General features: G+C 63.8%; 18 protein-coding genes. 8 read left to right on the top strand and 10 right to left on the bottom strand.

Annotated elements, in window-relative coordinates; translation table 11 throughout:
- Window positions 1-459: 459 nt before the first annotated feature.
- Window positions 460-1,170 carry a helix-turn-helix domain-containing protein gene (locus FXB41_RS15990; RefSeq protein ID WP_007601605.1) on the bottom strand — a complete coding sequence of 237 codons (711 nt, stop codon included), beginning with the start codon at window positions 1,168-1,170 and terminating at the stop codon, window positions 460-462.
- Window positions 1,171-1,318: 148 nt separating this feature from the next.
- Here FXB41_RS15990 and FXB41_RS15985 point away from each other — a divergent pair, with 148 nt between their 5' ends.
- The gene (locus FXB41_RS15985; protein ID WP_007601604.1) at window positions 1,319-1,636 is read left to right on the top strand and encodes a c-type cytochrome; all 318 of its coding nucleotides are present in this window, start codon (window positions 1,319-1,321) and stop codon (window positions 1,634-1,636) included.
- Between the two features lie 6 nt (window positions 1,637-1,642).
- Here the strand turns inward: FXB41_RS15985 and FXB41_RS15980 are convergent, their stop codons facing one another.
- The 3 genes from FXB41_RS15980 to FXB41_RS15970 are packed head-to-tail and all read right to left on the bottom strand — an operon-like array spanning window position 1,643 to window position 4,662.
- Complete coding sequence (locus tag FXB41_RS15980) at window positions 1,643-2,752, bottom strand: ABC-type transport auxiliary lipoprotein family protein (protein ID WP_219682424.1); 1,110 nt, start codon at window positions 2,750-2,752, stop codon at window positions 1,643-1,645.
- A gap of 3 nt (window positions 2,753-2,755) precedes the next feature.
- The gene (locus tag FXB41_RS15975) at window positions 2,756-3,523 is read right to left on the bottom strand and encodes an ABC transporter ATP-binding protein (protein ID WP_219682423.1); all 768 of its coding nucleotides are present in this window, start codon (window positions 3,521-3,523) and stop codon (window positions 2,756-2,758) included.
- Window positions 3,524-3,525: 2 nt separating this feature from the next.
- A complete protein-coding gene (locus FXB41_RS15970) occupies window positions 3,526-4,662 on the bottom strand; it encodes an MlaE family ABC transporter permease (RefSeq protein WP_219682422.1) in 1,137 nt (378 codons plus the stop codon).
- 175 nt (window positions 4,663-4,837) lie between these two features.
- On the opposite strand from FXB41_RS15970, the gene FXB41_RS15965 reads away from it, so the two are divergent.
- Window positions 4,838-5,113 carry a hypothetical protein gene (locus tag FXB41_RS15965; protein ID WP_219682421.1) on the top strand — a complete coding sequence of 92 codons (276 nt, stop codon included), beginning with the start codon at window positions 4,838-4,840 and terminating at the stop codon, window positions 5,111-5,113.
- Window positions 5,114-5,602: a phage holin family protein gene (locus FXB41_RS15960; RefSeq protein WP_219682420.1), complete on the top strand. Its 489-nt coding sequence runs from the start codon at window positions 5,114-5,116 to the stop codon at window positions 5,600-5,602.
- Between the two features lie 9 nt (window positions 5,603-5,611).
- On the opposite strand, the gene FXB41_RS15955 is transcribed toward FXB41_RS15960, so the two are convergent.
- Together FXB41_RS15955 and FXB41_RS15950 are read right to left on the bottom strand one after the other, a co-directional pair.
- Window positions 5,612-8,305, bottom strand: a complete 2,694-nt coding sequence (locus FXB41_RS15955) for a bifunctional acetate--CoA ligase family protein/GNAT family N-acetyltransferase (protein ID WP_219682419.1) — start codon at window positions 8,303-8,305, stop codon at window positions 5,612-5,614.
- 69 nt (window positions 8,306-8,374) lie between these two features.
- The gene (locus FXB41_RS15950) at window positions 8,375-9,205 is read right to left on the bottom strand and encodes a universal stress protein (protein WP_219682418.1); all 831 of its coding nucleotides are present in this window, start codon (window positions 9,203-9,205) and stop codon (window positions 8,375-8,377) included.
- 194 nt (window positions 9,206-9,399) lie between these two features.
- Between FXB41_RS15950 and FXB41_RS15945 the strand changes: the two genes are divergently transcribed.
- Together FXB41_RS15945 and FXB41_RS15940 are read left to right on the top strand one after the other, a co-directional pair.
- Window positions 9,400-10,932, top strand: a complete 1,533-nt coding sequence (locus FXB41_RS15945) for a bifunctional aminoglycoside phosphotransferase/ATP-binding protein (RefSeq protein ID WP_219682417.1) — start codon at window positions 9,400-9,402, stop codon at window positions 10,930-10,932.
- Window positions 10,933-10,944: 12 nt separating this feature from the next.
- Window positions 10,945-11,916: a CHAD domain-containing protein gene (locus FXB41_RS15940; RefSeq protein ID WP_219682416.1), complete on the top strand. Its 972-nt coding sequence runs from the start codon at window positions 10,945-10,947 to the stop codon at window positions 11,914-11,916.
- On the opposite strand, the gene FXB41_RS15935 is transcribed toward FXB41_RS15940, so the two are convergent.
- The gene (locus FXB41_RS15935) at window positions 11,913-13,757 is read right to left on the bottom strand and encodes a PHA/PHB synthase family protein (RefSeq protein ID WP_219682415.1); all 1,845 of its coding nucleotides are present in this window, start codon (window positions 13,755-13,757) and stop codon (window positions 11,913-11,915) included. The two genes, FXB41_RS15940 and FXB41_RS15935, sit on opposite strands and share 4 nt — an antisense overlap.
- A 208-nt stretch (window positions 13,758-13,965) precedes the next feature.
- Between FXB41_RS15935 and FXB41_RS15930 the strand changes: the two genes are divergently transcribed.
- Window positions 13,966-14,694 carry a CBS domain-containing protein gene (locus tag FXB41_RS15930; protein WP_219682414.1) on the top strand — a complete coding sequence of 243 codons (729 nt, stop codon included), beginning with the start codon at window positions 13,966-13,968 and terminating at the stop codon, window positions 14,692-14,694.
- Window positions 14,695-14,740: 46 nt separating this feature from the next.
- Here FXB41_RS15930 and FXB41_RS15925 read toward each other — a convergent pair whose 3' ends face one another.
- From FXB41_RS15925 to FXB41_RS15915, 3 genes are all read right to left on the bottom strand, one after another.
- Complete coding sequence (locus FXB41_RS15925) at window positions 14,741-15,199, bottom strand: RidA family protein (protein ID WP_219682413.1); 459 nt, start codon at window positions 15,197-15,199, stop codon at window positions 14,741-14,743.
- A 21-nt stretch (window positions 15,200-15,220) separates the two neighbouring features.
- The gene (locus FXB41_RS15920; protein WP_219682412.1) at window positions 15,221-16,912 is read right to left on the bottom strand and encodes a benzoate-CoA ligase family protein; all 1,692 of its coding nucleotides are present in this window, start codon (window positions 16,910-16,912) and stop codon (window positions 15,221-15,223) included.
- A 147-nt stretch (window positions 16,913-17,059) separates the two neighbouring features.
- Window positions 17,060-17,578, bottom strand: coding sequence for a MarR family winged helix-turn-helix transcriptional regulator (locus tag FXB41_RS15915; protein WP_219682411.1), 519 nt, complete (start codon window positions 17,576-17,578; stop codon window positions 17,060-17,062).
- Between the two features lie 250 nt (window positions 17,579-17,828).
- Between FXB41_RS15915 and FXB41_RS15910 the strand changes: the two genes are divergently transcribed.
- Together FXB41_RS15910 and FXB41_RS15905 are read left to right on the top strand one after the other, a co-directional pair.
- Window positions 17,829-19,004 carry an ABC transporter substrate-binding protein gene (locus tag FXB41_RS15910; protein ID WP_219682410.1) on the top strand — a complete coding sequence of 392 codons (1,176 nt, stop codon included), beginning with the start codon at window positions 17,829-17,831 and terminating at the stop codon, window positions 19,002-19,004.
- A gap of 29 nt (window positions 19,005-19,033) precedes the next feature.
- A complete protein-coding gene (locus tag FXB41_RS15905) occupies window positions 19,034-19,489 on the top strand; it encodes a cupin domain-containing protein (protein WP_219682409.1) in 456 nt (151 codons plus the stop codon).

Below are 19,489 nucleotides of genomic sequence, written 5' to 3'. Positions count from 1 at the left end.
TGCGTAGTCAGTGTAGCCCAGTTTTTCAACCGGAAAGCATGCTCTCGATTTGAGGCAAACGCGGCGAAAATGCCGCGGTCAGGGGCGAAGCCGGCAGCCGAAGGATGAGCCAATGCGTCCCGGTCGATGCAGAGTTGCAAGCGCCGCACGCCGCCTTGCGTTGAGGCGCTGCCAATCGTCCCGAGTTCGCACGGCCTAGCCCGCGCCGCGGGCGCCACAAAATGCGACCCTAATCTCAGGAGCTTCGACGCTTGACGTCTGACTTGAGCGGGCCCGCGCTGGTTTGCCGGTCTGCCCAGGCCAGAGCCCCGGCGAATGTGACAAAGATTGCCACGACAATGATGCTCATAAGCAACGCGTCAGCCGGCATGATGCCCTCCCCTGTGGTTTCAGGCATTATTCGGGGCACGCGGCCGAATGCATTGATCCCGATCAAAATCGAGCCGCGCTGCGTCGGAATCAGGCTGCGGCCAAGGCCTCGACCTTCGCCGGATCGAGCAGGCTGATCCCGCCATGAATGATCTCGATCACGCCGTGGCGCTCCAGCTTGGTGAAGGTGCGGCTGACGGTCTCGATGGTCAGGCCGAGGTAGTCGGCGATGTCCTGGCGGCTCATCGGAAGCGGAACCGTGTCCGATGCCCCCTTCAGCGAGACCAGCCGCTCGCGCCAGCCGAGCAGAAAGGCCGCCACCTTTTCGTCCGCCGAACGGCGGCCGAGCAGGACCATGTGGTCCCGGGCCTGGTTCAGCTCGCGAATTGCCAGCTCGTTGATCCGCCTGAGGAGGTGCAGCCGGTCCTCGATGAAACGGCCGAAGGGTGCCTTCGCAAACTGGCATACCGTCACCGCGCCGATCGCATCGGCCGAAAAATTGTGCCTGCCCGAAATATTCATCCCCAGGAAATCGCCGGGCAAGGCAAAGCCCACGATCTGCCGGCGGCCGTCGGCGAGTAGCTTGTACAGCCGCATGACGCCCTCGAGGAGATTGTAGAACGAGGTCGTGATGTCCTCCTCGGAGAACACAGTCTCGCCTGAGGAAAAATGGACGCGCCGGCCGAGATGCTCGAATTCCCGAAGCTCGACCGCATCCAGCGACGAACAAACCGCTGATGCGCGGACGGCGCAATCGGTGCAGAGCTGCCAGTTCGGTTCAATCGTGACTATGGGCTTCATCGACCGCTCCAAGCGCCGGGTGGCCATCAGGCCCATTCCGTCGCGCGGCTGCATTTTACTGCACTGCGCCAAGGCCGGTTGACCCAGATCAATTTTGGAGGGAATCCCCGCCCTATTCTTCTCCCGGACATAATCGGGGTCACTTTACATGCTGCAAGGAACGCTGCGTCACGGGTTGATTGGGTTGCTTCTGATCACGCCTGCTGTGGCGGCCCCGACCGCCGAACAACGCGGCAAGGCCTTTGCGCGAGCCAATTGCGCGCGCTGCCACGCGATCGACCGTGCGTCGAACAGTCCGCTCAAGATCGCACCGCCGCTGCGCGCCCTGCACCAACGCTATCCCGTCGAGAGCCTTGGGGAGGCGCTGGCCGAAGGCATCAACACCGGCCACGCCGACATGCCGGCCTTCGAGCTCAGTCCGGACCAGATCCACGATCTCCTGTCCTACCTCAAGACCCTGGAATAGCCGGCGTCACACCGCCTGCACCGTCCAGCCGATCAGCTCCTTGGCGATGCGTGTGAAGGCCACATCGAACGCTACGACCGCCGCGGCCGGTTCGACCTTGTCGAGCTTTTCGCTGGTGTCGAGGAGACGCGAGGCGATCACCTTGCCGTTCTTGTCGACGATCCGCGCCGACAGTCCGATCTCGACCCGTGCCTCCCCCTCCGTGGCGATGCGGAAGCGCCTGATGTCGATCAGCAGCTGATAGTCCGCTTGCCCCAGATCGGCCGTTCGCAATGGCGCGTGGGCGATGTCGTAGTTCTCGAAACTGTCGATCAGCCGCGCCTGCACCAGTTTTGGAATGCTGTCGGCCCAGAGGAAGTCCGCAAAGCCCGGATTGTCGCCGCCGGGGGCGAACAGCATGCGCTGGGTCTGGAGCATGGCGACCGCCGTCGGCTCGGGAATGGCCAGTGACGTCGAGAGCGTCTTGCCGGCCGGCCCGAGGTTCTGCGGCGTGCGCAGGTCATAGGTGACTTTCTGCGCCGGCGTTCCGCCGCCGGTCATCTTCTCCAGGCCCGCCAAAATGCCGTCGATTTTGCCGGTGTTGCGCGCAAGCCCGTCCGAGAAGGTCTTGAGATTGGCGATGGTGTCCTTCAGCGGACCCGAATTGTCCTCCAGCACGGTGTCGACCCGCCGCAACGCATCACGCGCGGCTTGCGTCATGCTCTGGCCCGCACCCGCCTCGGCAATCAAGGTCGGGGTCGGGGTCTCGCCGGATTTGGTGACGATGACGCCTCCCTCCAGCGTCACTACCGGCACGCCGGTCAGCCCCTGGAAATCGAGCCCGACCCTGCTGTCGGCGCGCACCGGCGTGGTTGAAGCAACCGATATCGTCGCATTGACGAAGCGTGGATTGTCCGGCGCAAGCCCGAGCTGGGTAACCTCGCCGACGCGGATGCCGTTGAACAGTACGCCGGCTCCGACCAGAAGACCGGGCACCGGGCCCTGGAATTGTACGTGATAGCTCGTGCGCGGCCCGATGCCGCCGGTGTTGTTCAGCCAATAGACGAAGCCGAACACCGCGAGGATCGCGGCCAGGACGAAACTGCCGATCAGCACGTAGGGAGCGCGGGTTTCCATGTCTCATCTCATCTCGTGTTGCAGCATCTGCGAGCGCTTGCCATGGAAATAGGCGCGCACCCAGGGATGCTCGGATTGCAGCAGGTCGCGCATCGGACCGATCGCCACGATCTTGCCGTCGGCAAGAGCAGCGACCCGATCGCAGACCGTTGTCAGGCTCGCCAGATCATGGGTAACCATGAAGACGGTGAAGCCGAGGGTCTTTTGCAGGGTCGCGATCAGCGCGTCGAAATCACCCGCCGCGATCGGATCGAGGCCCGAGGTCGGCTCGTCCAGGAAGAGGATCGGCGGATCGAGCGCGAGCGCGCGCGCCAGCGCGACGCGCTTGGTCATGCCGCCGGATAGCTCCGCCGGATATTTATCGGCATCCTGCGCCCGCAGCCCGACCATTTCGAGCTTGGCGATCGCGATCTCGTCCATCAGCTCCTGTGACAGGACGAGATTTTCACGAAGCGGAAATTGGATGTTCTGCCGGACCGTCAGCGAGGAGAACAGCGCGCCCTGCTGGAACAGAATCCCCCATGTCGTGGCCGCGCCTTCGGTGCGGCCGCCGATTGGCCGTCCCGTAACCTCGATGGTCCCGCCTTGGCGCGGGATGAGGCCGATGATGGTTCGCATCAGCACCGACTTGCCGCCACCCGACGCCCCCACGAGTCCGAGGATCTCACCCCGGCGCACGTCGAGCGACAGATGATCGAGCACGGTCTGCCGGCCGAAGCCGACCACGAGGTCGCGGACGCGGATCGCGAACTGCTCTTGCGATTCGCCCATGATCACATTCCGATCGAGGCGAAGAAGATCGCGAACATTCCGTCGAGCACGATCACCAGGAAGATCGACTTGACCACCGACGTCGTGGTCTGTCGTCCCAGCGACTCGGCGCTGCCCTTCACGCGCAAGCCCTCGCTGCAGGCGACTACTCCGATCACCAGCGCCATGAACGGCGCCTTCAGGATGCCCACCTCGAAATGGGTGACCGAGATCGCCTCGTGCAGCCGCGCGATGTAGATCGCCGGCGCCATGCCGCCGTAGAACTGCGCGACCAGGCCGCCGCCATAGAGTGCGGCGATCGATCCGATGAAAGCAAGGATCGGCAGCGCAATCACCAGGGCCGCAACCCGCGGCAGGATCAGGACGTGGACGGGATCGAGGCCCATGGTCGAGAGCGCATCAATCTCCTCGCGCATCTTCATCGAGCCGAGCTCGGCGGTGTAGGCGCTTCCCGAGCGGCCGGCGACCATGATGGCAACGATCAGCACCCCGAGCTCGCGCAGCACCAGGATGCCGACCATGTCGACGGTGTAGGACTCCGCGCCGAACCTGCGGAAATGGAAAAATCCCTGCTGGGCGATGATGGCGCCGATCAGGAAGGTGATCAGCACGACGATGGGGATGGCCTGCCAGCCGATGCGATAGAGCTGATAGATCAGCGATGTCAGTCGCAGCGAGCGCGGCCGGCGCAGCACGCCGATCACGGCCATGCACAACGCGCCCAGCATTTGAAGAAAGATCGTGATGTCTTCACGCGCGCCGACCGTGGACTTGCCGAGATCGTTCAGTCTGAGCAGAACCGGGTTAGGTGCAGGCGTCGGCAGCGGCGTGTGGCGGTTGACCTGACGCACCTCGTCCATCAGGCCACTGAAATGGTCGGCGACCCCGATAAATTCGGTCGATCGACCGGACGATGAAGCCCTGCGCGACAGCTTTTCCAGGACCCAGGCGCCCAGCGTGTCGAGCGCGCTGACGCCCGACATGTCCAAGGTCACGGCTCTGGATTGATCGACGTCCGCCCCGACCGACCGGGACAATGTCTCCAGCATCGACACGTTCGCGGCAATCCACGGCCCTTCCGGGCACAATTTCAGCTCTTCGCCGGAGGGCGTTGCCAGCAACAGCGGTTCGGAGTTCACGCTTCCACCTCATCGGGACAACCCGGTCCCCATTCAGCCGGTCATTCTAGGCCAGCATGTGGCAGCCGGTTTGACCTGTCTCAAGACCACGACGCGTCTGCCTCCTTGACGCAAATCAAGCGCGGTCGGACCAGTGGGTCCTAGGTTTGTTTCCATTAACGGGGAAATCAGATCCATGTTCGACAGCGACAGAATGAGCGAAGAACTGCGCGCGCTGAAGATTGACGTCACACGCTTGCTGAGCACGGCCGGCGAGGAGATGTTCGACAGTTCGAACGACCGCGCGGAGGCGCTTGCCGATCAGATCAGGGCCGCGCTCGCCGAGCTCGGCGAGACCGTCGACGAGGAGCAGCAGCAGCTTCAGGGCCTCATTGCGGACCGCCCGATCACATCACTGGCCTCGGCCTTCGCGCTCGGCGTGGTCGTCGGCTTCATGCTGCGGAGGCACTAGGTGAACACGGAGAATGTCGTCAAACATCTGCGTGTGCTCTGGCGTACCGACAGGATCATCGCGGACATCAGGCTGCGCCACCTGCTGATCGGCCTCGGCCTGCGCGCCTTTGCGGCGCTGATCGCCGCGTTCGGACTCCTGATGCTGGAGCTCTCCGCCTACTTCGCACTGGTGCAGATCTGGAGTGCCATTGGCGCGGCCGCCATCCTCGGCGCTGTCAATTTTGCCATCGCCGCAATTCTCTTTGTGATTGCCGGCCGGCCTCCTGCAGGCCGCGACATCGAACTCGCCAACGAGATTCACGGCGCATCCATCGAAGCGCTTCAACTCGAGGCACGCACATTCCAGGCCCAAATGTCGGGCGCCGTGCATCATCCGCTCAGCACGATGTTGCCCGTGCTGGTGCCGCTGATTGCGGTCCTGATCAAGACTTTGCGGAGAACGGCCAAGGACTCCGCCGCGGCAAATTCGGCTGAAGCGCGCTCATAGCGGTCGCGCTCAGAGTTTCAGCCTGACGTCGCAAATATCCGGTTCAGTGGGATCCGGCTTCACCTCGAAGCCGAGCTGCCGGCACATTTCGAGCATCGTTGTGTTCTCCCTGAGAACATCACCGGAGATCGCTTTGAGCCCCTCCGATCTCGCGTAGTCGATGATCAGCTGCATCAGGGCCCATCCCAGTCCCTTGCCCTTGAGATCGGACCGCAGCAGGATTGCATATTCGCCGCTCTCGTAGACCGAGTCCGAATGGAGGCGGACCACGCCGACCATCTCGCCGGTCGCCTCGTCGAATGCGATAAAGGCCATCGCGCGCGCATAGTCGAGTTGGGTCAGGCGCGCGATGAACTCGTGGGTGAACTCCTTCATCGGCGCGAAGAAACGCAGACGAAGATCGTGCGCCGTGACATGACCCAGGAATGCGTGGATGGTCGGCTCGTCCTCCGGACGCAGGGGCCGCGCGAAGATCCGCCAGCCCTCCTTGAGCTTGAGGCGGCGCTCCCATTGCGACGGATAGGCCCGAACGGCGAAGTTGGCGGCGCCGGAGCCGGCAAACTTCCGTTGCGGCAGCCCGACCGCGACGCGGGCATCGACCGCGGTCACGCCGGTTTCATCCGCCAGCAGCGGATTAATGTCGAATTCGCGGATCTCGGGAATGTCGGCGGCCATCTGCGCCAGCTTGACCAGGACCATGGCGACGGCGTCGGGCTTCACCGCCGGCACGTCCCGGTAAGCGCGAAGCAGCCGGGACACGCGCGTGCGGTCGATCAGGTCGCGGGCCAGTTGCAGATCGAGCGGCGGCAGCGCAAGCGCCTTGTCGTTGATGATCTCGACCGCGGTCCCGCCGCGGCCGAATACCACGACGGTCCCGAAGGTCGGATCGTCGGCGAGGCCCAGGATCAGCTCGCGCGCCTTCGCCTTGACGACCATCGCCTGCACGATGACGCCCTCGATGCGGGCTTGCGGACGCAGCTTGCTCGCCCGGGCGAGAATGTCGGTGGCGGCGGCGCGCACCGCCTCGACGGTCGTCAGATTGAGCACGACGCCGCCGACATCGGATTTGTGGACGATGTCGCGCGACATGATCTTCAGCACGACGGTGGCGCCTTGAGCAAAGATGTCTTCCGCGTAGGCCACCGCCTGCTCGACATCGGCCGCGGCGTAAGTGGGCACCATCGCGATATCGTAGGCTTCAAGCAGGTGCTTGATCTCGACGGGTTCGAGCCATTGGCGGCCGTCTGCCAGGGCGGCAGCTACGATCTGCTTCGCAGCACGTGCGTCCGGCACGAACGTGTCGGGCATTGCGGGTGGAACCTGGCTCAACTCCTCCACGACTTCGCGATGCCTCACGAGGTACATGAAGCCGCGCACGGCGTCATCCTCGGTCGGATAGTTCGGGATGCCCGCACCGGACAGTGTTTCGATGATGTTCTGGTCTGCTCCGATCCAAGAGGCGAGCACGGGTTTGGCCCAACTGCGGTGCTTCTCGCGATACGCCTTGACGCGTTCGGTCACCATCGTTGCGATCTCGGCAGCCGAGGCAATCGCGGTCTGCACGTTGAGGACGAGGACCGCGTCGTTGTCGGGATCGCCGAGCAGCACGTCGAGCGCCGCCGCATAGCGCGACGCATCGGCGTCGCCCACGATGTCGACGGGATTTGCGCCGGACCAGGTCGGCGGCAGCGCGTCATCGAGTTTCTTGCGCGCGTCCGCCGAGAGGCTCGCCGGAATGCCGCCGAGCTCGACCAACCGGTCGATAGCGAGGACACCGATGCCGCCGCCATTGGTCAGGATGGCGAGGCGCTTTCCCGCCGGCGACTCGACGCGGCCGAGCGTCTCGGCGCAATCGAACAGCTCACGCAGATCGGAGACCCGCAGGACGCCCGCGCGGCGGAACGCCGCGTCATAGACGGCGTCGGCGCCCGCAAGCGCACCGGTATGGGTGGCGGCCGCCTTCGCGCCCTGCGCCATTCGGCCGGACTTCACCACGACAACGGGCTTCACGCGCGCCGCGGCACGTGCGGCCGACATGAACTTGCGCGCGTCCTTGATGGCTTCGATATAGAGCAGGATCGCGCGGGTCTTGTGATCCATCGCGAAATAGTCGAGCAGATCGGCAATATCGACGTCGAGTTGATCACCGATCGAGACGATGCCGGAGAAGCCGACGCCGCGCTGCGCGGCCCAATCGACCATGCCGGCCGCGATCGCGCCTGATTGCGAGATCAGCGCGAGATTCCCCGGCCCCGGCATGTGCGCGGCAAAACTGGCATTGAGGCTCACGCCGGGCATCATGATGCCCAGGCAGTTCGGCCCGATCAGCCGCATGCCGTATTTGCGGGCCGCAGTGATGGCGGCCTCGTGGAGGGACCCCGGTCCGTGACCGAGCCCGGCCGAGACGATCAGGGCGCCCGCCGAGCCGCGCCGCCCGGCTTGATCGACAATGCCGGGAACCGCGTGCGCCGGCGCGGTGATGACCACAAGCTCGGGCACGAACGGCAATTGATCGAGGCTGCCCACGGCCGCGACGCCGCCGATCTCGGCATGGCGCGGATTGACGAGGCCGAACTGTCCTGTGAACCCAGCCTTGCGGATGTTCTCCAGAACGGCGCGTCCAACGGAGACCGGGCGGGCGCTCGCACCGACGAGCGCAACCGAACGCGGCGACAGCAGGTTCTTCAGACGATAGGTTGACATGAAAGCAAATGCGCCCGGTCGGTGGCGGTTCCGATGGTTGACGATCAGGCCGATAAACTGGCCACCCGCCTAGTACGAGAGCATAACCCAGCACGGTGGTTCGCCAATGACGGTCTTTGTCACACCGCCCCAAACGATCTCGTTCAGGCGCGAATGATGGTAGGCGCCCATCACGATCGCATCGATGGTATGGGAATTCGCCCAGCTTCCGAGCACCTTCCCAATCGAGCTGCCGCCGCCCGCCACGGTTTCGAACGAAGCGTAGACCCCGTGTTCCCTCAAATGGTCGACCAGAGCAGTCCCGGATTGTACGATCGCGTCGGACTTGTCGTCCGCCACGGTCACCACGCGGACCAGGGCTGCTGCCTGAAGGATAGGCAGCGCGTCGCCGACCGCGCGCGCCGCACGCGCAGAGTGGTCCCAGGCGATCATGACGTTCTCGAATTCCGGGCGCAGTTCGTCCACATGCTGCTCCGGGCAGAGCAGCACTGGCCGTCCGGATTCGAACAGGAGCGTCTCGATGATGTGCTCGGTTCGGCTGTCGTGCGGCTTCATGGGGAGCAGCGTGAGATCGCTGAAGCGTCCGTGCTCGGCCAGGACTGACGCGATCTGGTCTGCCGGCACCTTGGCCAACCGGCTTTGAGCGCGAATGCCGGTCCGGGAGGTTGCGCGGGTGAACGCATCCAGGAGATGCTGACTGTCGCCCAGCCCAAGCGAGCCGTTTGCCTCGGCCGCATCGGGGAGCATTACCTTCGGCCGCACGAAGACGTCCTCCTCAAGTGCAAGCGCGGTAATCCTGGCGCCGAGGTCGGCGGCAACGGCCACGCATTTCTCGATCGCAGCAAGGGCCGGGCCGCGTGGCTGGCCGACGAGCGGCAGAAAGACGTCCTTGATGGGCATCGGGATTCTCCTCAGGCGCCAGAATAGGCCGGCTTTGGTTGGGACGCTTGATCCTCGTCAAGCCCGGGAACTCCGACCGGTCGGAAAGGAGACAGGCTTTGACTGAAGTCAAGGACTGGCCGCGATCTGCTTCTATGGATTACCCTGATCGCGGAGCGAGCCGCCTTCCGACGCATCTGGACGTACCAGTTGGAATGACAGACGATTCTGCGACCCAGGACCGGATCTTTGCGGCGCTCACCAATTCCGCGGATCATCCGAACGTGAGGCGGATCGATACGCACGCAGCTTCGGTCTTTCTCGAAGGCAAGCGTGCTCTGAAAATCAAGCGCGCCGTGCAATTTCCGTTCCTCGATTATTCGACGCTCGAGAAGCGCAAGGCGGCCTGTGACGAGGAGATCAGGATCAACCGGCCGCTGGCGCCGCAGATCTATCACCGCGTCGTGGCGATCACGGAAGCGCCCGATGGATCGGTGAAGGTCGACGGAAGCGGCCGGCCGATCGAGTATGCGGTCGAGATGTCGCGCTTCGACGAAAGCCGGACGCTGGATCATCTGGCAAAGGCCGGAGCGCTGGATGACACTTTTGCCTCGGCTGTCGCGGACGCGATCGTGGCTTCCCATGCGCGGGCTGTTCGCGCCGACGGCGAGGCGTGGGTTTCCGCCATCCCCGGCCTGATCGATGGCAACAGCAATGGCCTGCGGACCGGCAATCATTTCGAAGGCGAAGAGATCGCAGAACTGGGCAGAGACTCGCACGCAATGTTCCTCCGCCTCCGGCCTTTGCTCGAAGAGCGCGGCCGTCAAGGCTTCGTGCGCCGCTGCCATGGCGACCTGCATCTCGCGAACATCGTGTCGATCGACGAGCGGCCGGTGCTGTTCGACGCCATCGAGTTCGACGCCCAGATGGCAACCACCGACGTGCTCTACGATCTCGCATTCGGATTAATGGACCTGGTGCACCACGATCAACCACGGGCGGCCAACATCGTGCTGAACCGCTATCTCGCCGCGACTCCGGTCGAAAATCTCGACGCGCTCTCCGCACTGCCGCTGTTCATGTCCGTCCGGGCGGCGATCCGCGCCCAGGTCGCGCTGGCACGGCTGAAGCCGCCGCATTCTGATGATCCCAGCATTCTCGACGGGGCACGGCGCTATTTTGGCCTTGCGCGCGCGTTGATCCAGCCGCCCGCCCCCCGGCTGATTGCAATCGGCGGACTGTCAGGCACCGGAAAGACGATTTTGGCACGCGCGCTCGCGCCGGACGTTACGCCGCAGCCGGGCGCCGTCGTGCTGCGCAGCGACCTGGTCCGCAAGCAGATGTTCGGGGTCGATGACACGGACCGGCTGCCGGCATCCGCATACACGCCGGAGGTCACGGCCCGCGTTTACGACATGTTGGCTCGTCACGCCGGGCGGGTGCTGGCGCAAGGCCATTCAGCGATCATCGACGGCGTGTTCGCCCGCGAGGGCGAACGAGACACAGTCGCCGCACTGGCGCGCGAGCGCAACGTGCCGCTGAGCGGCCTATTTCTGGTTGCGGACCTCGCGACCCGGCAGGCGCGGATCGGAGCCCGCCGGGGCGACGCATCCGACGCCACGCAAGAGGTTGCCGCGCGGCAAGAGCACTATAATATCGGCCATATCGGTTGGGCGACCATCGATGCATCCGGGACGCAAGAGCAGACGCTCCAGAACTGCCGGGACGCGATCGCCGAGAGCAAGTAAGGCAATCTGCAAATGGCGCGACCCAGCACGAGTTCGACGGCCGCGCGCGTCAAGCCTGCGGCGAGGCGCAATGCCCTGCCCGGCCGCCTCAGCCCCGGCATGGTCTGCGACACCGCGTTCCGGATCGTCGCCCGCCGTCACCTCGCCGCCGTTCTCGCGCAGCATGACGGCACCTGCCGCGGCGATCCCGAGGCACTGCACCAGATCCGGATTGCACTGACGCATCTGCGCACCGCCATCCGCTTCTTCTCGCCGATGGTCGATGATGCCCTTCGGCCGGAGGTCTGGACCGAACTGAAATGGCTGAACAGCCAGCTCGGCATGGTCCGGGACCTCGACGTGGCGATCGAGCGGGTCATCGCCGAGAGTGGAGGCGAGTTGACCGTGATTGCCGAGCTCCAGCATTGGGACGAGAAGCGCGCCGAGAGCCATCGCCAGTTGGCGCGCGCGCTGCAATCCGCGCGGTATCGCCGGCTCGTCGAGCAGACCTCAGCCTGGATCGAGAGCGGCCCCTGGTCGACCCGGCGCAGCAAGGAAGCTATTAGGCTACGCCGCTGCACGCTCGCCGACCACGCAACAGTGAAACTCACGGAATGGGAAAAAACGCTGCTCAAGAAAGCACGCAAGCTCCGCAAGCTCGACGTCGAGAAACGGCACAAGCTGCGGCTTCTCAACAAACGACTGACCTATTCGATCGAGTCCCTGGACGACCTGTTCGCCGACGAATCGCTGACGAAGCAGAAGTCGATCCTCAAGCAATTGCGCAAGGCGCAAAAATCCCTCGGGCGATTGAACGACGATGCGCGGGGGCAAACCCTGGCGGCGTCATTGAACGGGGCCGTCCCCGAGGCGGGCATTCGCTTCCTCAACCGCAAGCGCGAAAAGAAACTGTTGCGGACCGCCTCGCGCGCCTACCGGAAACTCGACAAGGCCAAGCCGTTCCGCTCCGCCGACCTTGCGCCGAATGCGCAGCCTGAGGACTAGGTGTGGACGTAGTCTCCCGGCGCGTCCGGCAGACCGTCAAGGTCTCCGCCTCCGATCTGCGGCGGATCGCAGGGCGCCCCGGAGTGTGCGGCCAGCCGTTCGGCCCATTCTGGCCACCACGATCCCTCGACTTGCGGTGCCAGCTTCAGCCATTCGTCCGGGCCGACATAGGGCGCATCGGCAGCCTTGATCAGCACTTGATAGCTGTGGCCGGGCTCGTCCGGCGCCGCAACGACGCCGGCATTGTGGCCGCCGCTGGTCAACACAAAGGTCACGTCGGCATCGACCTGATAGTGGATCTTGTAGACGGATCGCCACGGCGCCACGTGATCGGCGAGCGTGCCGACCACGAACATCGGCGCATGGATCTCGGAAAGCGAGACACTCTTCTCGTCGACACGATAGCGGCCCTCGGCCAGATCGTTGCCCAGGAATAGCTTTCGCAGATACTCCGAGTGCATGCGATAGGGCAGCCGCGTGGCGTCGGCGTTCCAGGCCATCAGGTCGCTCGGTGGCGCACCCTCGCCCATCAGATAGTCATGCGACAGCCGCGACCAGATCAGTTCGTTGGAGCGCAACAGCTGGAACGCGCCGGCCATCTGCGTCGTGTCCAGATAGCCCCGCTGCCACATCAGGTCCTCGAGAAAGGCGACCTGGCTCTCGTTGACGAAGAGCGTTAGCTCGCCGGCCTCGGTGAAATCCGTCTGTGCGGCAAGCAGGGTGATCGTGCACAGTCGCTTGTCGCCGTCGCGTGCCATCGCGGCCGCGGCGATCGACAGCAATGTGCCGCCCAGGCAGTAGCCGAGCGCATGGGTGTTCCGGCCCGGCAGGATCCGGCCGATCATGTCCAGCGCCGCCATGACGCCCAGCTTGCGATAGTCGTCGAAGGCGACATCCCGGTCTTTGGCATCCGGATTTCGCCAGGAAATCGCGAATACGGTGAAGCCCTGACCGGTCAGATATCTCACCAGAGAATTCTGCGGCGACAGATCGAGGATGTAGTACTTCATGATCCAGGCGGGCACGATCAGGATTGGCTCGGGTCGCACTTGCGCAGTCGTGGGTTGGTACTGGATCAGCTCGATCAACGCGTTGCGATAAACGACCTTGCCCGGCGAAGCCGCGACCGTCTCGCCGACGATGAACTGTTCGTCACCCGCGGGCCTAGAGGCGGAGAGCAGGCGCATCAGGTCGCTGCACCAGTTCTGCCAGCCGAATACGAAATTCTCCCCGCCGCTCCGGAACGCCTTCTCCAGCACTTGCGGATTGGTCGCCGCAAAGTTCGACGGCGCCAGCATGTCGAGCATCTGGCGCATCGAGAATTCGACGATGGCTTCATTTGCATGCGACACGCCACGTACGCCGGTCGTGGCATCGTGCCACCAGCGCTCTCCGAGCAGGAATGCCTGCGCAAGCAGATTGAACGGTGCGGCCTCCCACTCTGGCCCCCTGAAGCGACGATCCCGCCCCTGCGGCGCAATCACGGACCACGGCTTTTGCGACGTCGCATGCGCGGCGGCTTCCACAAACTGGCCCATGTCGCGAAGCCTGCGCGACATCTCCACCCGACGCTGGGGCGCCGCAGCCAGATGAGAGCTCCAATCGAGCCAGGCGAGCGACAAGGCCAGCGGCGAAATCCCGCCCGTCAACCGCGCCAGCATCGCATGAAACGCGCGGTCAAGAGGGTATGGCTCCGATACAGGCAGGGGATCGGCAGCGACGGGCATTCCGGCCAGCGCTTCGGGGGCCGTCGTAGAGGCTTCGGGCTCAACAACAGGACTGACGGAGAGAGCCTGCGCGGACGGCTCTTCGGCCCGTGGAAATATCTGCACGACGCTCATGGCTGAATGTTCCTGCCCGCTTCTTGGCGGCGTGGCAGCAGGATATGGCGAGGCTTGGGAAGCGCGTTGAGCTGCATCAAGTCCGGGCATCGATCACGATTGCTCAACCGGGAAGAGCCCGATTCATCCTTTGACCTGCGTCAAGCCGCAGCACGACGCCAGAGCTAGGCTCCCCGCATCGACATTCGACAAGCCAGCGGAGTCCGGCATGCGCGCCCATCAGATCATGACCCGATCGGTCATCTCGGTTACCCCAGACACCAGCATCGTCGAGGCGGCAAACATCATGCTGAAGCGGCATGTCAGCGGTCTCACCGTCGTCGACGATGCCGGCAAACTGATCGGCGTGGTCTCGGAAGGCGACTTCATCCGCCGCAGCGAAATCGGCACCGGACGCAAGCGCGGGCGCTGGCTGCGGTTCGTTCTCGGATCCGGCAAATCGGCCAGCGATTTCGTCCACGAGCACGGCCGCAAGGTCTCGGAGGTGATGACCCCTTCACCAGTGACCATCACCGAGGATACGGCACTCGCCGAGATCGTCGATCTCATGGAACGGAACAATGTGAAGCGTCTACCGGTGATCCGCGGCGACAAGATCGTCGGCATCGTGTCGCGCGCGAACCTGCTCCAGGCGGTGGCGGACCTCGCCCGAGACGTACCCGACCCGACCGCGGACGACGATCACATTCGCAGCCGCATCATCGATACCATGGAGAAGAACGACTGGTGCCCGTTCGGGCTGAACGTCATCGTCCGCGACGGAATCGTTCATCTCAGCGGCGTCATCACCGAGGAGCGCGTGCGACAGGCCGCGGTCGTCGCAGCGGAGAACGTCAACGGCGTGAAGAAGGTGCATGACCATCTCTGCTGGGTCGACACCATGTCAGGAATATATCTGAACTCACCCGAGGACGATGACCTCGCCAAGGCAAGCTGACCAAGGCAAGCTGACCAAGGCAAGCTGAGCGCGCACCGATCGCAGTTCAGCGCGGAATGACGGCGGTGGCCTCGATCTCGACTCGCGCCGCCTTCTCGACGAGGCGGACGACCTGAACCAGCGCCATCGCCGGATAGTGCGCGCCGAAGATGGCGCGGTAGGCCTTGCCGAGCTCTTTCAGGTTCGTCAGGTACTCGTCCATGTCGACGACGTACCAGGTCAGGCGCACCAGATGCTCGGGCTGCGCGCCGGCCTCCGCAAGGATCGCGGCGATGTTGCTCAGGGTTTGGCGCACCTGCGCGACAAAACCCTCCGCGAGACGCTCCTCGGCATCCCAGCCGATGACGCCGCCAGTGACGACGATGCGTCCCTCGGCGGCCATGCCGTTGGCATAGCCTTTCGGCACCGGCCAACCGGACGGCTGGAGCACCTGCGCCCTGGCGCGGGCTTCGTCCTCGGCTGCTGTCGGCAGCACCGCGAGCTGCGGGCCTTTCGGCGTCGTCACGGACAATTCTCTATCCCTCTCTCATTCCGCCGCGACGCCGGAGGACGTCACCGCGGTCTGCGCCAGTTGCCGCAGGGCAAAGCGCTTTAGTTTGCCGGTCTCGGTCTTCGGCAGTTGCGTCACGAACTCGATCGCGCGCGGATATTTGTATGGCGCGATCTCGCGTTTGACATGCTCCTGCAACGCAGCCACGAACTCGGCGTCCGGCGTAACGCCCGGCGCGGCAACGACATAGGCCTTCACGATCATGCCGCGCGCTTCGTCCGGCGCGCCGACCACCCCGCACTCGAGGACGGAGGGATGCGTAAGCAGCGCCGCCTCGACGTCCGTGCCAGCGATGTTGTAGCCGGCCGACACGATCATGTCGTCTGAGCGCGATTGGTACCAGAAATAGCCGTCGCTATCCATCAGATAGGTGTCGCCGGTGATGTTCCAGCCGTTCTGGACGTATTTGCGCTGCCGCTCGTCGGCGAGATAGCGGCATCCGGTCGGCCCGCGTACCGCGAGCCTTCCCATCGCGCCCGGCGGAACGTCGTTGCCCGAATCATCGACGATCTTCGCCTCATACCCAGGCACCGGCTTGCCCGTCGCACCCGGGCGGATTTCGTCCTCGGTCGCGCTGATGAAGATGTGCAGCAGCTCGGTCGAGCCGATGCCGTCCATCAGCTTGATGCCGGTCGCGTTCAGCCAGGCATCGAATGTCGGCTTGGGCAGCGTCTCGCCGGCGGACACGCATTTGCGGAGCGACGAAATATCGCGGCCCGGAAGCTTGCCGATCATCGCCCGGTACGCGGTCGGGGCGGTGAAACAGACCGTGGTCTTGTACTGCTCGATCGCATTCAGAATGTCGTCGGGCGCCGTCTTCTCCAGAACGACGAACGAGGCGCCGATGTGCATCGGAAACAGCACGCCGCCGAAGCCAAACGTGAAGGCGAGCGGTGCCGAGCCGACGAAGCGATCCTTCTGCTCCGCGCGCAGGATGTTGCGCGCATAGCCATCGCACACCGCCAGCATGTCACGGTGGAAATGCATGGTGCCCTTGGGGTCGCCGGTCGTGCCCGACGTGAAAGCGATCAGGCAGACGTCGTCGGAGGCGGTATCGACAGCTTTGAACTCCGGACTTGCATCCCCCATCAGGGCCTCGAGCGAGTCGTCGGCGCCGTTGCCCCAATAGACCACGCGCTTGAGGTCGGGGGCTGCGGCTTTCGCCTTCTCCATTTCGTCGGCGAGCTTGCCATCGCAGAGCGCGAGTGCGATCTCCGCCTTCTGGATCGGATAGGACAGCTCCTTGGCGCGCAAGAGCGGCATCGTCGCCACGACAATGCCGCCGGCCTTGATCACCGCCAGATAGGTCGCGACCATCATCGGATTGTTGGCCGAGCGTAGCAGCACGCGTCCGCCGGTGACGAGACCAAGCTTGCCGACCAGCACATTGGCGATGCGGTTCACGACCCTTTGCAGCTCACGATAGGTGTAGCTGACCGCCGGGCTGATCACGCAGGGAGCGTCGCCATGTCCCTGCTCGACCCAGCGGTCGAGGAAATAGCTGACGCAGTTGAGGCGGGGCGGATATTGCAGTTCCGGTCGCGTGAAGATGAAGTCCGGCCACAACTCTCGCGGCGGAAGATGCTGCCGCGCGAATGTATCGACATGGGCTGTCGCGGCATTGTCGTCACGCGAGCCCGAGACTTGAACCTTGGCGGCGTTGGCCATCGCACGCTCCTTTCAGCATGGAAAGCACCCGGCAGCACTAACTCGGAAACATTTTAGGCTTAAAGCAATTTCGCGCAATAGCGGATTTTGGGCATCCCGTGCTTTTTCCGGTGGCAAACGGGATGGGCGGGTGCCTCGGCCGCGGACCTAGCCCCGGCGGCGAGCGGCCGATTTCTGCGCCGATGCCTTGGTCTTGGCGAGCAGCCGCATCAATTCGCGCACATCCTTCGGCGTCAGGTCGGCGAAGAGATCGGCGATCCAGGTTTCGTGTTCCGCGGCCATTCTGCGAAATTCGGCGCGACCGAGTTTAGTCAACCGGATCACCTGGACGCGGCGGTCCGTCTCCGACGTGCGGCGGTCGAGATGACCTGATTCCACGAGGCGCTCGACGAGGCCGGTGACGTTGCCGTTCGACACCATCATGCGCTTGGAGACGTCGGACAGCGTCATGCCGTCGGGTGCCTTGTCGAGCTGCGCCATCAGGTCGAAACGGGGCAATGTGACGTCGAAGCGCTGCCGCAACCGGCCACGGACCTCGCCCTCGATCAAGGTCGTGCAGGTCAAGAGACGCAGCCACAGCCGAAGCTCTTCGGCGTGATCCTCCGGAGTTTCGACGGCCTTGGTCTCGGAATCGAGCATGTTGATGCAGTCACTCACGGCCGACATTCGCGCCCGGCAGGGAATCCCAACATTTCGAGCTTCAAATAAATCGAAGCCCGCTGCAAGCCTAAAGCCGCAACAATCGACCGCATGCCCATTTCTTTAGGCTTCAAATAATTGGCGCGCCGCTTGCATGCGCCGCTGCCCGCAGGATGACGATGCCTTGAGCTCGCTTGCCGTGGCAGCAATCATCGGCATAAACTTGGATTGGAGTAGCGGCTTGCAACGCAAGTCCTGTTATCACGGGGGACAGATCATGAAGACGCAAATGACGTTGGCCGCAGCCGCCTTGCTGCTTGGCACCGCGGTGAGCCCTTCCCTCGCCCAGGAGAAAATCAAGCTGGGTGTGATCGTGACCCTCTCGGGACCCGCCGCCGCGCTCGGCCAACAGGTTCGCGACGGCTTTGCGCTCGGGGTCAAGGATCTCGGTGGCAAGATGGGCGGCCGCGATGTCGAAGTCGTCGTGGTCGACGACGAGTTGAAGCCGGACGCAGCGGTCACCAAGGTCAAGGGCCTTCTGGAGCGCGACAAGGTCGACTTCGTGGTCGGTCCGATCTTCTCCAACATCCTCCAGGCGATCCACCGGCCGGTGACGGAATCGAAAACCTTCCTGATCAGCCCCAATGCCGGCCCATCGACGTTTGCCGGCAAGGACTGCAATCCGTTCTTCTATGTGACCTCGTATCAGAACGATCAGGTGCACGAGATCCTCGGCAAGGTCGCGCAGGATCGCGGCTACAAACGCATGTATCTGATGGTGCCGAACTATCAGGCCGGCAAGGACTCGGTCGCGGGCTTTAAGCTCGACTACAAGGGTGAGATCGTCGAAGAATCCTACATGCCGCTCAACACGCTGGATTTCCAGCCGGAGCTTTCCAAGATTTCGTCGCAGAAGCCCGATGCGCTCTTCACGTTCATGCCCGGCGGCCTCGGCGTCAATCTCGTCAAGCAATACAAGCAAGCTGGTCTTGCAGACAGCATTCCGGTGCTCTCGGCTTTCACGGTGGATGAATCGACCTTGCCGGCGCAGCAGGACGCCGCAGTCGGCATGTTCGGCGGCGCGAACTGGGCGCCCAATCTCGACAATCCCCAGAACAAGAAGTTCGTCGCTGCCTACGAGGCCGCCTATAACATCGTGCCGGGCACCTACGCCTTCCAGGCGTATGATGCCGCGATGCTGATCGACAGCGCCGTCAAGGCCGTGAAGGGCGATCTCTCGAACAAGGATGCGGTCGCGGCCGCTCTGAAAAAGGCGGACTTCACCTCGCTGCGCGGCGCCTTCAAGTTCAACACCAACGGCTATCCGATCCAGGATTTCTACCTGACCAAGGTCGCCAAGCGCGCGGACGGCAAGTTCCAGACCGAGATCGTCCAGAAAGTCTTTGAGAATTACGGCGACCGCTACGCCAAGGACTGCAAGGCGGCGAACTAAGCCGCACGTCGCGTCGAGGGAGGATCACAATGAAAAGCGAAATCACCGGCATCACACGCGCCAATGAGGGGATCCAGGGCATCTCCTGGAACATCCTCGGCCAGACCTATGTGCCGAAGAGCCACACGGAGCACAGCTTCTCCTGGCATGCGACGCTGCCGCCGGGCACGTTCGTGCCGCCGCACATTCATCCCGACCAGGATGAATATCTTTACATGCTGGAGGGCAAGCTCGATTTCATGCTCGGTAATTCGGAGTCGCAGGCGACCGCGGGCGACCTGATCCGGCTCGGCATGGGCGTGCCGCACGGCATCTTCAACAAGTCGGAGCAGACCGCGAAAGTGCTGTTCTGGGTGTCACCGACCCGCAAGCTGTTCGACCTGTTCTGGGGCCTTCACAACATGAAGGAACAGAAGCCGGAGGACGTGGTGGCGATGGCCGCCGAGTTCAACATCCACTTCCTGCCGCCGCCTCCCGGCGGCTAG

The sequence above is a fragment of the Bradyrhizobium canariense genome, assembly GCF_019402665.1.
Taxonomy (GTDB): domain Bacteria; phylum Pseudomonadota; class Alphaproteobacteria; order Rhizobiales; family Xanthobacteraceae; genus Bradyrhizobium; species Bradyrhizobium canariense.
This window is presented reverse-complemented; position numbering and strand designations above follow the sequence as displayed.

What these genes read in the sequence shown, in the direction of transcription:
- FXB41_RS15945 (WP_219682417.1), top strand. Translation starts at nt 9,400, where the DNA reads ATGACAGACGATTCTGCGACCCAGGACCGGATCTTTGCGGCGCTCACC.
- FXB41_RS15950 (WP_219682418.1), bottom strand. Translation starts at nt 9,205, where the DNA reads ATGCCCATCAAGGACGTCTTTCTGCCGCTCGTCGGCCAGCCACGCGGC.
- FXB41_RS15975 (WP_219682423.1), bottom strand. Translation starts at nt 3,523, where the DNA reads ATGGGCGAATCGCAAGAGCAGTTCGCGATCCGCGTCCGCGACCTCGTG.
- FXB41_RS15965 (WP_219682421.1), top strand. Translation starts at nt 4,838, where the DNA reads ATGTTCGACAGCGACAGAATGAGCGAAGAACTGCGCGCGCTGAAGATT.
- FXB41_RS15920 (WP_219682412.1), bottom strand. Translation starts at nt 16,912, where the DNA reads ATGGCCAACGCCGCCAAGGTTCAAGTCTCGGGCTCGCGTGACGACAAT.
- FXB41_RS15940 (WP_219682416.1), top strand. Translation starts at nt 10,945, where the DNA reads ATGGCGCGACCCAGCACGAGTTCGACGGCCGCGCGCGTCAAGCCTGCG.
- FXB41_RS15910 (WP_219682410.1), top strand. Translation starts at nt 17,829, where the DNA reads ATGAAGACGCAAATGACGTTGGCCGCAGCCGCCTTGCTGCTTGGCACC.
- FXB41_RS15955 (WP_219682419.1), bottom strand. Translation starts at nt 8,305, where the DNA reads ATGTCAACCTATCGTCTGAAGAACCTGCTGTCGCCGCGTTCGGTTGCG.
- FXB41_RS15905 (WP_219682409.1), top strand. Translation starts at nt 19,034, where the DNA reads ATGAAAAGCGAAATCACCGGCATCACACGCGCCAATGAGGGGATCCAG.
- FXB41_RS15935 (WP_219682415.1), bottom strand. Translation starts at nt 13,757, where the DNA reads ATGAGCGTCGTGCAGATATTTCCACGGGCCGAAGAGCCGTCCGCGCAG.
- FXB41_RS15990 (WP_007601605.1), bottom strand. Translation starts at nt 1,170, where the DNA reads ATGAAGCCCATAGTCACGATTGAACCGAACTGGCAGCTCTGCACCGAT.
- FXB41_RS15930 (WP_219682414.1), top strand. Translation starts at nt 13,966, where the DNA reads ATGCGCGCCCATCAGATCATGACCCGATCGGTCATCTCGGTTACCCCA.
- FXB41_RS15915 (WP_219682411.1), bottom strand. Translation starts at nt 17,578, where the DNA reads ATGTCGGCCGTGAGTGACTGCATCAACATGCTCGATTCCGAGACCAAG.
- FXB41_RS15980 (WP_219682424.1), bottom strand. Translation starts at nt 2,752, where the DNA reads ATGGAAACCCGCGCTCCCTACGTGCTGATCGGCAGTTTCGTCCTGGCC.
- FXB41_RS15985 (WP_007601604.1), top strand. Translation starts at nt 1,319, where the DNA reads ATGCTGCAAGGAACGCTGCGTCACGGGTTGATTGGGTTGCTTCTGATC.